General features: G+C 45.9%; 11 protein-coding genes and 3 tRNA genes. 9 read left to right on the top strand and 5 right to left on the bottom strand.

The features are described 5' to 3' along the window. Positions 1 to 3: 3 nt before the first annotated feature. Genes BUB43_RS07710 through BUB43_RS07700 form a run of 3 tightly spaced genes read left to right on the top strand, consistent with a single transcriptional unit; the run spans position 4 to position 1,785 of the window. A complete protein-coding gene (locus tag BUB43_RS07710; protein WP_073179887.1) occupies positions 4 to 252 on the top strand; it encodes a type II toxin-antitoxin system ParD family antitoxin in 249 nt (82 codons plus the stop codon). Next, on the top strand, positions 249 to 548 hold the full coding sequence (locus tag BUB43_RS07705; protein ID WP_073179885.1) for a type II toxin-antitoxin system RelE/ParE family toxin: 300 nt from the start codon (positions 249 to 251) through the stop codon (positions 546 to 548). The genes BUB43_RS07710 and BUB43_RS07705 overlap by 4 nt, the downstream gene beginning before the upstream one ends. Positions 549 to 558: 10 nt before the next feature. Further along, positions 559 to 1,785, top strand: coding sequence for a cysteine desulfurase (locus BUB43_RS07700; RefSeq protein WP_073179884.1), 1,227 nt, complete (start codon positions 559 to 561; stop codon positions 1,783 to 1,785). 50 nt (positions 1,786 to 1,835) lie between these two features. Here BUB43_RS07700 and BUB43_RS07695 read toward each other — a convergent pair whose 3' ends face one another. Continuing rightward, the gene (locus BUB43_RS07695) at positions 1,836 to 3,020 is read right to left on the bottom strand and encodes an endonuclease/exonuclease/phosphatase family protein (RefSeq protein WP_260200684.1); all 1,185 of its coding nucleotides are present in this window, start codon (positions 3,018 to 3,020) and stop codon (positions 1,836 to 1,838) included. A gap of 208 nt (positions 3,021 to 3,228) precedes the next feature. Between BUB43_RS07695 and BUB43_RS07690 the strand changes: the two genes are divergently transcribed. Then, the gene (locus tag BUB43_RS07690; RefSeq protein ID WP_073179882.1) at positions 3,229 to 6,087 is read left to right on the top strand and encodes a carboxypeptidase-like regulatory domain-containing protein; all 2,859 of its coding nucleotides are present in this window, start codon (positions 3,229 to 3,231) and stop codon (positions 6,085 to 6,087) included. 26 nt (positions 6,088 to 6,113) lie between these two features. Further along, positions 6,114 to 7,556: a M949_1556 family lipoprotein gene (locus tag BUB43_RS07685; RefSeq protein WP_073179880.1), complete on the top strand. Its 1,443-nt coding sequence runs from the start codon at positions 6,114 to 6,116 to the stop codon at positions 7,554 to 7,556. A 55-nt stretch (positions 7,557 to 7,611) separates the two neighbouring features. Here BUB43_RS07685 and aat read toward each other — a convergent pair whose 3' ends face one another. Together aat and BUB43_RS07675 are read right to left on the bottom strand one after the other, a co-directional pair. Further along, positions 7,612 to 8,259 (bottom strand): leucyl/phenylalanyl-tRNA--protein transferase, encoded by a 648-nt coding sequence (gene aat / locus BUB43_RS07680; RefSeq protein WP_073180084.1) that lies wholly within the window; start codon positions 8,257 to 8,259, stop codon positions 7,612 to 7,614. Between the two features lie 58 nt (positions 8,260 to 8,317). Then, positions 8,318 to 8,695: a DUF3127 domain-containing protein gene (locus BUB43_RS07675; protein ID WP_073180082.1), complete on the bottom strand. Its 378-nt coding sequence runs from the start codon at positions 8,693 to 8,695 to the stop codon at positions 8,318 to 8,320. Between the two features lie 161 nt (positions 8,696 to 8,856). On the opposite strand from BUB43_RS07675, the gene BUB43_RS07670 reads away from it, so the two are divergent. The 3 genes from BUB43_RS07670 (at position 8,857) to BUB43_RS07660 (ending at position 9,154) form a co-directional block, all read left to right on the top strand. Beyond that, a tRNA-Leu gene (locus BUB43_RS07670) sits at positions 8,857 to 8,938 on the top strand. Positions 8,939 to 8,949: 11 nt separating this feature from the next. Then, positions 8,950 to 9,022 (top strand) — tRNA-Gly (locus tag BUB43_RS07665). A 48-nt stretch (positions 9,023 to 9,070) separates the two neighbouring features. Continuing rightward, positions 9,071 to 9,154, top strand: a tRNA-Leu gene (locus BUB43_RS07660). A gap of 319 nt (positions 9,155 to 9,473) precedes the next feature. On the opposite strand, the gene BUB43_RS07655 is transcribed toward BUB43_RS07660, so the two are convergent. Next, positions 9,474 to 10,577, bottom strand: coding sequence for a T9SS type A sorting domain-containing protein (locus BUB43_RS07655; protein ID WP_073179878.1), 1,104 nt, complete (start codon positions 10,575 to 10,577; stop codon positions 9,474 to 9,476). Positions 10,578 to 10,599: 22 nt separating this feature from the next. After that, positions 10,600 to 13,551 (bottom strand): reprolysin-like metallopeptidase, encoded by a 2,952-nt coding sequence (locus BUB43_RS07650; protein WP_073179876.1) that lies wholly within the window; start codon positions 13,549 to 13,551, stop codon positions 10,600 to 10,602. Between the two features lie 209 nt (positions 13,552 to 13,760). Between BUB43_RS07650 and BUB43_RS07645 the strand changes: the two genes are divergently transcribed. Next, on the top strand, positions 13,761 to 15,120 hold a 1,360-nt coding region (locus tag BUB43_RS07645; protein ID WP_073179874.1), incomplete at its 3' end, for a choice-of-anchor J domain-containing protein.

The raw sequence follows: 15,120 nt of genomic DNA, 5'->3' as shown, positions 1-15,120 counted from the left end.
ATTATGGCAGTTTACGATAATATAGAACTCGACGAGCATTTCAGGAATTTTGTGAAGCAAGAAGTAAATTCCGGCAGATACAATTCCGCAAGCGAAGTAGTGTCAGAAGGACTGAGGCTGATGGAGAAGGAGCAACGGAAGCGTGAAAAAATCTTGACTGAATTAATTGAGGCGGAAAAAAGTGGCATCGCGGAAGATTGGACGCCAGAAAATTTTTACAGCAGAATGCAGGAAAAGTATGGCGACCTATGAGGTACATTTTAAGCCGGAAGGCTGATGATGATCTCGTGCAGATTTTTGATTACACAGTTTACCATTGGTCAATCAAGCAGGCGAAAATTTATACAGACAAAATAATTGATGCGTTCGAGGAAATTTGTAAAAAGCCAGAAAAGGGAAGGAATTGTTCTGAATTGCGGCAAGGTTACTGGTCGTGGAAAACGGGCTCACACATCATTTTTTACACCATAAATTATGAAGAGGATTTGATTGAAATAATGACGATCCTGCATCAAAGTATGGATTTTGCATCAAGACTTTACGATTAAAAATTCCACAATGCTCAACCTAAAAAACATCCGCTCGGAATTTCCGATTTTAAGCCGGGAAGTGAACGGCAAACCACTGGTTTACCTTGATAATGCGGCCACTTCGCAAACGCCGTTGCCCGTGCTGAACCGCATAATGCAGTACTATACGGAAACCAACGCCAATGTACACCGCGGAATACATACGCTGAGCCAAATAGCGACGCAGGAAATGGAAGATGCGCGGAAAAAAGCGCAGAAATTCATCAATGCGAAACACGATTACGAAGTCATCTTCACCAAGGGAACCACCGAAGGCCTGAACCTGATAGCCTATGCGGTGGGAAATTCCGGGCTGCTAAAGTCAGGCGATGAAATCATCGTTTCTCAGCTGGAACACCACTCCAACATTGTGCCATGGCAGCTGCTCTGCGAAAGAACGGGCGCAAAGCTGAAGGTAATCCCGATGGATGAAAACGGCGTGCTGCAGCTGGATTTCCTGGAAGAAAACCTTAGCGAAAAAACCAGGCTCGTTTCCTTCAACCAGGTGTCGAACGCTTTGGGCATCATCAATCCTGCGGAAGAAATCGTGCGGAAAGTGCGGCAGAATTCCAACGCTTTGATTGTTGTGGATGGCGCACAATCTGCACCGCATTTTCAGATTGATGTGCAGAAGCTAGGCTGCGATTTCTTCGTGTTCTCCGGCCACAAAATGTACGGAATGATGGGCACCGGAATCCTGTATGGAAGGGAGGAAATCCTTGAAAAGCTGGCGCCGTTTCACGGTGGCGGAGAAATGATTGCCACCTGCAGTTTCGAAAAAACCACTTTTGCCGGGCTGCCCTTCAAGTTTGAAGCCGGCACGCCGAATGTTGGCGGAAACATCGGTCTTGGCGCTGCCATCGATTGGGTTGAAGGCATTGGCAGGGCAGAAATCCACGAGCACGAAACAGCGCTGATGCAGTACTGCCAAAGCGAACTGCTAAAACTCGGCGGCCTGAAAATCTACGGTGAAAAAGCCAATCGAATAGGCGTGGTATCCTTCACATTGGAAAACGCTGGCATCGCTTCCGATGCTGGTATGATTCTGGATAAAATGGGCATCGCTGTACGGACCGGTCATCACTGCACTCAGCCGATAATGGATTACTTTAAAATCGCTGGCACCATCCGTGCAAGCTTCGCCGTTTACAACACTTTCGAAGAAGTAGATATTTTAGTGGAAGGCATCAGGAAAGCACAGAGGATGCTGGGTTAACAAAAATCCTGACGGGAAATGCGTCAGGATTTTTTTGTGTTACATTAAGTTTAATTCTGCTTTACCGCTTTCTGCACCACTACAAAAGCCGGGAAGTGATCGCTGTAGCCGCCAGTCCATCTATCGCCCGACCAGGAGCGGAAGGGGTAGCCCTTGAAATTTCCGTCTTTCGTGATGAGGTAGGGCGGTGCATAGAGCTCGGCTTTCTGAACCTTATAGTCTGTGGTAAGGAAATCCGACACTAAATTTCTTGACACGATGATTTGATCAAAAAGGTTAGGCGCATCCTGGTATGCCAGCGACGCCACACCTTTTTTATAAAGCGGGTACATCAGGTTCAGGTACGGAGTCTCGTCGGAAAGTTCCTTGGGCGTGCCCACGGCTTTCAGGTGTTTTTTCAGGCTGGAACTTACAGGGTCGTCATTAAAATCGCCCATAGCAAACATCTTTATACTCGGGTGCGCAGCTCCTATGCTGTCCATTTGCTGCTTCAGCAATGCGGCTGCTGCGTTTCTCTTTGGCAGGGACACCGCCTCGCCACCGCGCCGGGAAGGCCAGTGGTTCATAAAAACCGCTACCTTCTCATCATCCAGATAGCCGATGGCAACAAGGATGTCGCGCGTGTATTCCCGCTTGCCGTCCGGGTTGTAGATTTTCAGTTCTTTTTTATAAGAATTTACAGGGATAAAACGGCTCTTCTGATAAATCAGTGCCACATCTACCCCCCTCGCATCAAACGAATTATAATGAATAAGGTCGTAATTATATTTTTTTAATGCCGGCTGGCTGATGAGGTCTTTTACCACATTGCGGTTCTCCACTTCTATCAGGCCCATTATCACCGGGGCAGAGCCCGTCTCCCGGAAGCCTACCTCTGATATTACCTTTGCCGTATTATCCAGCTTCTGCTGATATATTTTCTTGCCGTAGCGCTTATTGCTTTCCGGGGTAAATTCTTCCGCCACCACCTGATACCTTACCACCTTTTTGCCCTTCAGCAGCGGGTCGCTCCACTGGCCTTTGTACTCCTCCGTCACCTCCAGATGGGGGATGGAATCTACCGGAATGCTGCGGTGGTATGCCGGGTTCCTCGGGTCTTTAGTGCCGTCCACATAATCGGCTGAGCGGATGGTATCAAACAGATTTTCCACATTCATAAAGCCCACGGTGGCCAGCCTTCGAGGTTGTTTCTGCGCAGGTTTTCCTTGCTGTGCGCTTAAAACGCCGATGATCATCAGCAGGCTGAAAAAAGTGATTCTAAACTTCATAGGTGCCAGTATTATTTCGCCAAATATAAAAAGTTTTTGCCTTGCGTATGTTAAAGAATTATTAATAAAAAAATAATATTGAGGCGCTTGCCCGTTTGGCAAATAAGTTTAATTTTGGCGCTAATGCTCCTCAGCCTGTTGGCGAGGATGCCAAATGTAGAAATAAATTAGTGATATGCTGAAAAAACTATCATTGGTTTCTCTTTTTTCATTGATGCCCGCATCCTTTTATTATGCGCAAACTACCGTTTTTGCATATATAAAGGACGGCCAGGGGCAGCCGGTGGAAAATGTGGAAATTGATCTGAAAGGCGAGGGGCTGGATGTGCGCACCGATAAAATCGGATACTTCCAGTTCGTGGACCTGAAGGACGGACATTATCAAATCGTAATCGCGAAGCCCACTTTTGAAACTTCCGTTTTCGATTTTGAGGTAAACGGCGAGCGGCGCAAGGATCTTGGCGTCATTACGCTGAACCAATACCAGATCACTGCCGATCAGGGGCTTGCCTATGCGGACGGCTTCACCTCGGAGGAAGACACCAGCCAGTCCACCACTGTGGGGCTGCTGCAGTCTTCTCAGGATGTGTTCAGCCGCGTAGCCGCATTCGATCTCGGTGCCTACTGGTTCCGCCCCCGCGGCATCGACGGGAGAAACGGGGAAAATATGATCAACGGTGTCTCCATGATCCGGCAAGACAACGGCCGCGTGGAATTCGGGAACTGGGGAGGCCTCAACGAGATAATGCGATACCCTGAAATCGCCACCAACCACTCCCCTTCGGAATTTGCCTTCGGAGGCTCCGCAGGGGTTATTTACAAAAATACCAAGGCCAGCGAGTACCGCAAAGGCTTCCAGGCCACCTATTCCCTTGCTAATAGGAACTACCGCAACCGCGCATCTCTGCGCTATACTTCCGGGATGAGCAAATCCGGATGGGCGGTGACCGCGATGGCGGCGAGGAGATGGGCAGAGGAGGGCATACAGGAGGGTACCTTCTACGATGCCTGGGGCGCATTCCTCGGGGTAGAAAAGAAGTTCAGCGACAGGCATACCATCACCCTGAACGCCATCGGCGCGCCCTACCGCCGCTCCACTGCCAGCCCGAGCACGCAGGAAGTTTACGACTACCGCGGCGTGCATTACAATTCTTACTGGGGGTGGCAAGATGGCGAGAAGCGCAGCGAGCGCGTGCGCAGAGGCTTCCAGCCCATCATCCAACTGCAAGATTTCTTAAAACTAGGAAAAGATGCCAATCTTTGGACATCCGTCTCCTACCAGTTTGGTAAAGACTACGGCTCCCGCCTGGACTGGCAGAATGTTCAGAATCCATCGCCTACCTACTACCGCTACCTGCCTAGCTATTATGCCTCCCTGAATCCTGATGCTTCTGCAACAGCAAATGGCAAGCCTACCACCGCACAGCAGGCCTACCAGGCTGCCGTGGAGGGATGGATAAACAACGACCCGCAGTATACGCAGATCAATTGGGATGCGCTCTACCGCAGGAACCTCGCGCAGGCACCAGTAACGAGATACGGCGCCACCGGCAAGCGTGCACTCTACTTCCTGGTTGATGATGTCAGTGATGAGAAAATCTGGAATGCCGGCACGCATTTTACTTACGACTTCAGCCCTACCACGAGGTTTATTTTAAACCTTTCCTACCAAAACTATTACGCTGAAAACTACCGCGAAATAAAGGATCTGCTGGGTGCGGATTTCGCCTTCAATGTGGATCCGTTTGGCCCGTCCAACAAGCCCGGAGCGAGCTATCAGTACAACGAGGGTGAGGAGAATGTAGCCAAGTTTAAAGGCGATAAAATCAATTACGACTATATATTCAGAAGGCAGGAGGCAAAAGTAAATCCTGGCCTGAAGTTCTCCGCCGGCAGGTTTGACGGATTTGTCTCCGCGCTGGCAGGCTACTCCACCTCCTCCCGGGAAGGGCTCTTCCGCAATTATCTTTACAAAAGTTCCTTCGGCAAGAGTAAGGAGCACGAATATTGGGATTATGGCGTGAAGGGGCGCCTTGTTTACAGGATCGACGGGCGAAACTTCCTCGTTTACAACGGTGCTTACTACAGCCACGCGCCTTATCTCGAGGATCTTTTCATCAACCCGAGGGCCAATGCGAGCATCTCTCCGCTGGTGACGAATACGGTGATTAACGCCAACGACCTGAGCTATGTGGTGAATGCGCCAATGTTCAAAATGCGCCTTACCGGCTACATCCTGAATGCTGAAAATGAAACAAATGTGCAGAGGTTTTTCGCAGACGGCATCCAGCTGAGCGTGGATAACGCGGACGGCACAAGCACTGTGGCGCAGAGTGCATTCGTGACGCAGGTGCTCTCCGATATGCAGCGCCAGAATCTGGGAGGCGAGCTCGGCATCGACTGGAAGATAACGCCAACCTTCTCCCTGCAGGGGGTGGCGAGCTACGGGCAGTATGTTTATAAAAACAACCCGAATGTGCTCTTTACTTCAGATGCTACGGGGGATTTGCCGGGCGGGGTGCCTTACATTAACCTCGGTAGGGCTTACCTGAAGAACTACAGGGTGGGGGGCACGCCTCAGCAGGGCTATACGCTCGGCCTGCGCTACAACTCGCCGAAGTACTGGTGGGTGGGCGTTACCGGAAACTATCTCGCTGAAAATTATCTCGATCCTTCAGCGATCCTCCGCTCGGAGAGATTCATACAAAACTCCTTTACCGGTACGCCGTATACGGATGTTACGGAAACCGAGCTGCGCAGAAGGCTGGCGCCTACCAAGCTGGAAGATGCCTTCTTCTTGAATGCCAATGCGGGGAAATCCTGGCTTTTCGGCAAATATTATGTGCTGCTGACTGCCACGGTAAACAATGTGCTGAATAATAAGGACTACCAGACCGGCGGCTTTGAGCAGACGAGGAATGTAAGCTTCCCGAAATTCATCCAGGATGCCGACAGGGAGCGGCCGCTTTTTGCACCTAAATACTGGTATACCCAGGGGCTTCAGTATTTTATAAACCTGCAGGTGAGATTTTAATTTTAACCCTTTAAAAAAAATTAACAATGATAATCAGAAATTATTTTAAACTTGCTTTCGGCCTGGTAGTGGGCGCCGTGGTACTGAACTCGTGCGTACAGGATGATGACTGGGACACTCCGCCGGTAAACTGCAATAATAAATTCGCCGCACCTACTAAAACGATGGCAGAGGTAGCAGCGATGGCGCCCTCCTCCGGCGCGTATACCTTTGATGCAAAGGATGGCGATATCATCATCGACGGATATGTGGTTTCTTCCGATGAGTTCGGGAATTTTTATAAAACCATTTCCTTTCAGGACAGGCCAGAGAACCCGAGCGTTGGTTTGCAAATAGAGGTGGACCGCGCCAGCAACTACGCTGATCTGCCCGTGGGCAGCCACATCCGCCTGAAGCTGAACGGGCTGAAAATTGCCAAAGACCGCGGCGTCATCAAAATCGGCAGCGAAGATCCTACCTACACCATAGGCAGGATTCCATCCTCGCTGGCAGGCCGCTATTTCTCCGGTGTCTGCGGCGGGAATGGGCTGGAGGTGGCGACAATAAAGCCACTGGAGCTTCCGAGCCTGAAAGCAGCGATGAGCGATAAGTACCTCAATATGCTGGTAAGCGTGCCTGATGTACAGTTTGCAGATTCGGTAATAAAACCAGTGGTGCAAACCTTCGCCCAGGTAAATGCAGACGGGTCCAGACAGGATACCGACAGAAAAATTGAGGACAAGGCAGGCGGAAACACGGTAATCCGGACCTCAGGATATGCGAGTTTCGCAGCGAGAACTCTCCCGACGGGAAGCGGTGTGGCAACCTTCGTGGTGAGCAAGTATAATAAAAACTACCAGATGATCGTCCGCAATGAGAATGATCTTGCCTTTACAGGAGAAAGGTTCAGCGGAAGCACTACGCCGGCGCCGAACCCTACGCCGTCTCCTACCGACTCTGCACCGCCGAAAGGCTCTGCCAATGTTACTTACCCATCTGTAATTAACGAAACTTTTGAAGGTTTCTCCCCTATTAATCTTGAAGTATTCACAAATTATATTAATGATGCGGTGGTGGGCAACAGGTACTGGCAGCTGAAGTCCTACAATAAAAACCAGTACATTCAGATGAGTGCCAATGCAGGCACAGGTAATTACCACACTTATTTCGTGGTTCCGGTGAACTTCACGCCTGGCAAGAAGCTGAGCTTTAATGTAAATGTGGGCTACTATAAGGGTGACGGGCTTAAAGTTTATTACTCAACCGACTACAAGCCGATGGGGGATATGACCCAGGCGAAGCTTACGGATATTACCTCAAGCTTCACCCTGCCGAAAGCACCGGCAACAGGGTACGGCACCCTTGGCAGCGCGGGCAGCTACACTACACCTGCCAGCCTGAGCGGAAACGGCTTCATCATATTTAAGTATGAAGGGAATGGCAGCGGAGTGACGACTACTTATCAGATTGATGATATCAAATATGAGTAACCGATAAAGTCTAAATGAGCGGCCGCCTGAGAAATCGGGCGGTTTTTTTATTGGTTTAGGCAGAGCCATAAGCCGGGAGGTAGCTTAGAAACGCCTGCTTGGATATCATCCCCGCCCCGAGGCTTTCCAGATGCTGGGAATGTATCTGGCAATCGATGATTTCAAATTCCCGCTGCTTTGCTACGAAGTTTAGAAACACGGCTTTCGAAGCATTGCTTTCCTTCGAAAACATACTCTCACCGCAAAAAACTTTTCCTATGGCAAGGCCGTAAAAACCACCTACTAATTCGCCATCCCTCCAGGCTTCGAAGCTCTTCGCAATGCCAATGTCGTGAAGGATTTTAAAGCTATCGATTAATTCCTCGCTAATCCAGGTGCCGTCTTGTCCGCTTCTCGGTGCCTCGGCACAGCTGCGCATCACCTGCTCGAAACATTGGTTTTCGGTAAAGATAAACACTTCATCCCGAAATATTTTCCGCATAGATTTGGAAATTTTCACATCGCCGGGGAAGAGCACAAAGCGCGGGTCCGGGCACCACCACAGGATTTCTTCATCAGGGTTGTACCACGGGAAAATGCCGTGGCTGTACGCAAGCCATAGACGCTCTGGAGAAAGATCCCCGCCGGCGGCGATCAGGCCCTGCGGAGGGTGATACCACATAGGGTCGGGAAAGTTGAGCTCATCAGGATTTAAGCAATACATAAATAAAGAATCCCACAGTGTTTGCGGGATTTTTTTGACAAATTTTACCAATTAAATGCTAAAACGGAAGATCGTCGTCCTCGTCGTCCGCAAAGGGATCATCGTTGCGCAGCGTCTGCCCGGAAACCGGCGTAGCTTGAGTAGGTTCCTGTACCGTGGTGGTGCTTAGTTTTTCGATTCTCCAGCCACCAATCGAAGTAAAATACTTTACTTCGCCCTGTGGGGAAGTCCACTCCCGGCCGCGTATGTTGATGGAAACTTTCACTTCATCGCCTTCGCTGATGCTGTCCAGAAGGTTGATTTTATCCTGCGTGAATTCTACTGCGATCACCTGAGGGTATTGCTCGGTAGTATTCAGGATGAGTTCCCGCTTCTGGAATCCGCTTGGAAAAGTCTGAATATCAGTTAGTTTTTTTACTGTGCCCTGTAGTTCCATAATCAGTTTGTTGAGGTTGGTAAAATTAAGCAATAAATTTCATTGTGTAGTGATGGTAATGAAAAAAAACAGAAAAAAATAATCTTTAAAAAAATTTGCTGGTAAAGAAAATTGTTTCTATATTTGCACTCACAAAAAAGAACGGCGGTCTTTTTATTTCTGCGGATGTGGTGTAATTGGTAGCCACGCCAGACTTAGGATCTGGTGCCGAGAGGCGTGGGGGTTCGAGTCCCTTCATCCGCACGGATTTTTTTGCGAAAATAGCTCAGCTGGTAGAGCGCAACCTTGCCAAGGTTGAGGTCGCGGGTTCGAGCCCCGTTTTTCGCTCGGCAGGAGGGAAGTTTTTCGCAAGACTTCCCTTTTTTTAAGCCTGATGCTCTGGTGGTGGAACTGGTAGACACGCAGGACTTAAAATCCTGTGCCTCTTTTGGCGTACGGGTTCAAGTCCCGTCCGGAGTACTGAAAACGCTGTTAATCTTTTGATTATCAGCGTTTTACATTTTTAAGGGTGGCCAAAAGGGTGGCTCATTTTGCATGTTATTTCACATTGCGGTAAAATCTTTCTAGAAGCGTTGTTTCGATATTTGATGTGATTAATTTTTTCATTAAAAAGAACATGAAAACAATTTAACAGCACATGTCGAAATATTGCTGAATAAATGTCGTAGGAAGTACAATGAACATTTATGATATTTTGAGCGGAGAAAATATTTTACCAATCAAAAAAGCGGGTAACTTAAAATGTTAACCGCTTTTAATTTTTATATCTTAAAAAAAATTATTTAACTATAACCTTTTCGCTTATAATTTCAGTGGAAGTTACAATCTTTAGAAGATATACTCCAGGTTTGAGACCTTTTACATAGATGTTAGGCTTTTGGGACTCTATTATTTTTCTTCCGTTAAGATCAATTAGCTCTGCTAGCTTGAAGCCATCCGCTTTTATCGTAATAATTTCCGATGCTGGATTCGGTGTAATTTGAACGGCTTTTTTCTTCGAGTTTTCTTTTATACCCATTACTTCGTCTTTCGGTGTAAAAGTGTAAGACAGCCCAGAAGGTGGCAATGCATCCAATGAATATTTAATACCTATATAATCAGACTGATACTGACTAATAACTTTTGGCTCGTGAGATTCGGTAGTGGTAAGCCAATTGCTGTTGGCATTGCCTTCAGAAATTCTCATCGAATAATCAGTTCTGCCTTCGTTGGCAACGGATGGTGCGCCAATGCCTACCCAGAATCTAACATCGCCATCCACCTGCTTGGAACGGATATTATAAACACTCTTTAGGGAGCCATCTTCTGACAAAATAATTTGGAAATCAAGCTGGTCATACGCTTTACTTCGATTAAAATAGTATAGCTGGAAGTTATACCATTGGAAAACGATTTCCCTTCTGCCTTCCTCTCCGCGAACTTCATATGAAAGAGTGGTGTTAGAAGTATCAGGATACGCACGATTTTCAGGGTTGGACGAGATGATGCCCAAATTTGTCGCAAGAGCAGAAAATACTCCCTCATCTGTATAGCCGTTTGGACCAGTAGAGTAATACTTTACGTTAAAAGGATTTGGGAAAGACTTTGGATTTTTTGGATTAAAGACAATATATCCATAACTGTTCAGTTGGACTTTGTTAAAGTTCTTACCATTGAAGTTGAACTCGAAAGGCAAATCTATATCGTACCTTCTACCATCAATCAGTTCTGGCCCAATCAAACCTGTACCTGTGGCGAGAACGGTAGGTTTAGCAAGCGGTTCATAAGTCAAATTCTCCTGTGTGAAGATGTATTTGTCTCTGATAGGGGTTTGTGCCTCTGCAACCGCTGCAGTGAACAATGCGGCGGCTAGAATTGTCCTTGGAATAGTTGTTGTAATCATAGCTTTATTTTAAATAAATTAGTTACTTTTTGATAAATTTCACACTGATGTTTTTGTCCTCGTTCGCTACATTAATTATATATACACCTCCTGCAAAAGCTGACACATCTACAGCTCCGTTATTAAGTTTCCCCTTAGAATGAAGCTTTCCATCTGCTGTATAGATACTGTATTGAGCATCTTTTTTAGCATTCTGCACCGTTAAGATTTCAGATACTGGGTTTGGATACAGTGTTATTCCTTGGGAAGGGTTAGATGAAGCCACAGAAAGTGAGTTTGTGATTTCTATAGAATAATCCTCGACTTGCCCATATTTAGCATTGCCGCAGGATGTAGGGTTTGGTGTAGACTTGGAAGCCACAAGCCTTACCCGCATTCTCGTTTTAATCGGAGCTGTATTGAGAGGTATAGTTATTTGTCCATTCCAAGGAGATTTGGACGGTGGGGTTACCAGCACTAACTCACCGTCATCATCAAAACTTTTGTTTCTGTTAAAATCAATCCAGACATAAATTTTGTCATCATTGACTGATGAAGCCACCGCCTTAGCTTCGAAATCATATGTTTTCCCTGGTTCCACACTTGCAGAAATACTGGTAAAGTCTTCATAACCAACAGTATTGGTTGACGAGTTATCAATGCCTGCAAATTTTACATTCCCAATTTTTTCAAAACTTGTAGAGTCTGTTCCAGCTTCACACCACCTCTTTTCCTCCGTAATAAAGCTGAATACTTGACAAGCAGTGGTGTTTCCTGCTAAATTTTTAGGAACTATTTTCCAGTAATATTTTGTTTCAGGTAGTAGATTCTCTGCTTTTATAGTCAAGCCTTCGGTAGAACCTAATAAAGTAGTAGGGTTGGGATTGGTATCAAGATAGATATCATAGCCCTCTGGCTTTTCGCCTTCTTCCTTTGCAGTCCAGCTCAGCGTTGTCGTTGGATATGCTGCATTCTCTGCATTATTAGCTGGAGATGTCTGCGTAATGCATAAAGGGGTTTCAGTAGGATATTTTCTTACCAGCACTTTACTCACCGTAAGAAAAATATTTTCAACAGCAGAAACTCGTAGGTGAATCTCGGTGCCTTCTGGCTCTATTCCTCTAAAATCTAATATTTCCTCACCATCATTTGCCGTAGAGGTTATCAAGGTATTCCAAGTGGCTCCACCATCTTTAGTGTAATCAATTTTTACATTTTGTGTATTATATGGTGCCTTATTCGTATTTGCTACATCCCATTGGATGAGAGATGTAGGATAATCCATAAATACTTTTTCGGTTTTTACTTTGAAGGGGCCATCATTACCTACATTTACTTTAATTTGCTCAAAATCATTTTGTGCGATTTGGTTCGTAGGATTATTGTCGTACACCAAAGCGTGAAACTTCATTAGCCTTGGAACCTTTGGAACAGACTCCCAAGTTCCTTTGGAATTATCAAGATTGCCAGCAAGTATGGATTCCATTTTTGGGAAGAACCTGGTAGGGCTCACTGTAGGGTTAAACACTCGGAACAGAGGTCCATTATCTCGAGTGCCAAGATTCCCGTAAGATATTTTATCCTTAGCATTGTCCGTTTGCTGCCAGCTATATAGCAATGGATCCCCATCAGGGTCTTCAGCGATAGCCGTTAGTGCAAAAGCGGTTTCTTTCGGTATAGTCACATCCGCCATCTTCTGAATTTTAGGAGGCCTATTAATAATTGGTGCTTCAACGTCGCAGGTCTTGTCTAATAGATTATTTCCAACTTGTACAATGCTCACGATATGGAAGAATGGATCGGAGTGTTCCTGAACATTGTGTTCGCCTCGTATCCCTGCATATCCCATAATGGTAGAACCGGAGCCAGGCTCCATATTGGTTCCTGTTCCTTCAAGATCATAAGCGAAAGTATGGTTGGCACCTAACTGGTGACCCATTTCGTGAGCTACATAGTCGATATCGAAGGCGTCACCAAAAGGTTTCATGTCTGCAGGAGATGTATAGGCGGAACCTTTCCCCCAGCTCGTTGGAACACCGTTTTCATCCATTGCCGGAGAGATGCAAACGCAACCAATGCAGCCCGCCATTCCGCCGCCTCCGCTGGCGCCAAACAAATGCCCTATATCATAGTTTTCTTCGCCCACAACCTTTGTTAAAGTTCTTTGCAACTGATCAGCCCATCTATTTTCCCCTACACCAAGATATGCTGGGCTATAAGGATCTGTGCTATAATTAGTGTAGATAAGTTCAGGATAATCTTGGAGTATGAGGTGCAAGCCGAAATCTCTTTCGAATATTCCATTAACCCTCGTTAAAGTAGCGTTTACCTGCGCAATTGCACCTTCTCTTCCACCAAAATAGTGGGTATATTCCCCTGTTGTAGATATAACAAGGCGCATAGTACGGTATTTACTATCCCACATCCTGCTAAACTCTGTCGGATCATTTCCAAAACCTTTCTTTTTCAGATTGTCGATCTGCCGCTTTTCCTGTAGACTTTCAGTTGTTTTGCACTCAAATGCATCACCCTCGGTTTTTTTGCTTTTAGGAAAAACACCATAGATGCTTTTTTCCTTGTTTAAAGGCTCTACAAATTCATATCTCCCATTTTTAATAACCATTGACTGAAAGTCATTAGGTGCAACTGAAAAGCGGATATACTTGGATGGGTCATTAACACCTTTTCCAACATAAGAGCCAAGTTTATATCTCTCGGCGATTGCCTTTTCAACGACTGGAAAGCTATAGACTTCGAACTCCTCAATCGCTCCATCCAAAGTGGGAATACGAACTATTACCGGTTTTGAATTTCTGCCCGAAAGCTGCGCTCTGGATAATGTTGTGCGCAATTCTTCCAAATCCAAAGTATAGTGGCTGGTTGAATTCACATTTCGATTTTTGCTTTCAGGAGCTGCGCTCTTAGTCCACTGTGCATTTACAGTTTGAGATAAGAAAATGGCTGAAATGCTTAAGAAAATACTCTTACTTTTCACAAAAAATTCATTTTCTACAAATTTAATAATTTAATTTATATAATGTTATACTAAATCTTTTCGAAGATTTTTTTGATAACGCAAATCTTTCTAAATTTGAGTGACTTAAAAAAACCTATTCGAATGAAAAATTACTAGTTTCTGCAGCAGTTGCGCTGCCGCTAATTGCGCAGGCTCAGTTTTTCCAGAACTTCGATGCAAGCCCTTACTTGCCGGAAGGCTGGAAGGTTATAAACAGAGGAGATGATAAGACTTTCACCATTGGTATTGGCTCCAATAATTCAGCATATTCTGCGAGATACTCGGTTTATATAAACTATTCTGCAGACGCTCACGATGATTATCTGATAACGCCTAAGTTCACGGTAACTCCTGGTGTAAGTGATAGGCTGACTTATTTCGTGAAAAACCAGGATCCCAGCTATGTGGAGAGCTATGATATCAGGGTATCCACTACCGGAAATTCGTCAGTAAGTGATTTCGCCGAGGTGCTAAAGCCAGTAGAGGAGGCGCCAAATGGATGGAACTTCCGAAGCGTGGATTTGTCGGCATATGCTGGCAAAGAAATTTGCATCGCTTTCCACGCGCTTTCTGCAAACAAGTTTAGGCTTCATTTCGATGATATCGGAGTGGATAGTGTGCCAAAGGTGGCGCCAGGCTGTCCGACCCTACTCACACCAGCCAATGGAAGCAAGATAGCGTCGTACGAGAATGTAGCCCTTACCTGGACAAAAAATGATGATGGCATAAAGGTAGATGAATACGAAGTATATTTGGACACTGACCCAGATCCTAAAGTAAAAATTGGTCATAATAATCTGTTTGCTATCGCAACTATCAAGGAAGACACTACTTACTACTGGAAAGTGGTGGCCAAAAACGCAGCGGGCGAAGCAGAAGGCTGCTCCCAAGTCTTTAGTTTTACTAGCGGAATCAATGGCTACAAGCCATATTGTGGACCGCTAACTTATTTGGAGGATGTAATCCCTATTACAAGGGTGCAGCTCGCTGATTTGGATAACAAATCTTCCGCAGCATACGACGAATCACCTCACGAATTGTTTACTGACAAGGTGGCAAACCTGAAACAAGATTCCGAGTATAATATTACCTTTGAAGGTAATACCGGCGGAGATTACAAATTCAGATATTTAGTGTTTATCGACTGGAATCAAAATCAAAACTTTGATGAAGATGAAGTGTATTTCGTTAATAATCCCGTGATGATTGAAAACTCTACTGGTTTGGACGGTAAGCAAACGGTGGGCAAGATAAAAGTGCCTGCTGACGCTAAAGTTGGCGAAACCAGAATGAGAATTAAGTATAATTGGGGCGAAGATGCCTTTGCAAACCCTTGCTTTTCTGATGGAACTTTATTACAAGGCTTGCCTACTGGATATGGGCAGGCGGAAGACTACACAATCAAAGTTTCGCCAAAACTTGGTACAAGCGAGAGCGAGGCATCAGCCGTTGCAATCTACCCAAATCCGGCAAGCGATGTGCTAAACATCAGCACTCCTGAGAAAGTTTTGGATGTTCGGATTTTTGCAGCTGACGGAAAACTTGTGA

Origin of the sequence: Cruoricaptor ignavus (genome assembly GCF_900141665.1) — a bacterium.
GTDB classification, from domain to species: domain Bacteria; phylum Bacteroidota; class Bacteroidia; order Flavobacteriales; family Weeksellaceae; genus Cruoricaptor; species Cruoricaptor ignavus.
This window is presented reverse-complemented; position numbering and strand designations above follow the sequence as displayed.

Coding starts and splice junctions, on each gene's coding strand:
- BUB43_RS07655 (WP_073179878.1), bottom strand. CDS start 10,577: ATGATTACAACAACTATTCCAAGGACAATTCTAGCCGCCGCATTGTTC.
- BUB43_RS07685 (WP_073179880.1), top strand. CDS start 6,114: ATGATAATCAGAAATTATTTTAAACTTGCTTTCGGCCTGGTAGTGGGC.
- aat (WP_073180084.1), bottom strand. CDS start 8,259: ATGTATTGCTTAAATCCTGATGAGCTCAACTTTCCCGACCCTATGTGG.
- BUB43_RS07695 (WP_260200684.1), bottom strand. CDS start 3,020: ATGATCATCGGCGTTTTAAGCGCACAGCAAGGAAAACCTGCGCAGAAA.
- BUB43_RS07675 (WP_073180082.1), bottom strand. CDS start 8,695: ATGGAACTACAGGGCACAGTAAAAAAACTAACTGATATTCAGACTTTT.
- BUB43_RS07705 (WP_073179885.1), top strand. CDS start 249: ATGAGGTACATTTTAAGCCGGAAGGCTGATGATGATCTCGTGCAGATT.
- BUB43_RS07700 (WP_073179884.1), top strand. CDS start 559: ATGCTCAACCTAAAAAACATCCGCTCGGAATTTCCGATTTTAAGCCGG.
- BUB43_RS07710 (WP_073179887.1), top strand. CDS start 4: ATGGCAGTTTACGATAATATAGAACTCGACGAGCATTTCAGGAATTTT.
- BUB43_RS07690 (WP_073179882.1), top strand. CDS start 3,229: ATGCTGAAAAAACTATCATTGGTTTCTCTTTTTTCATTGATGCCCGCA.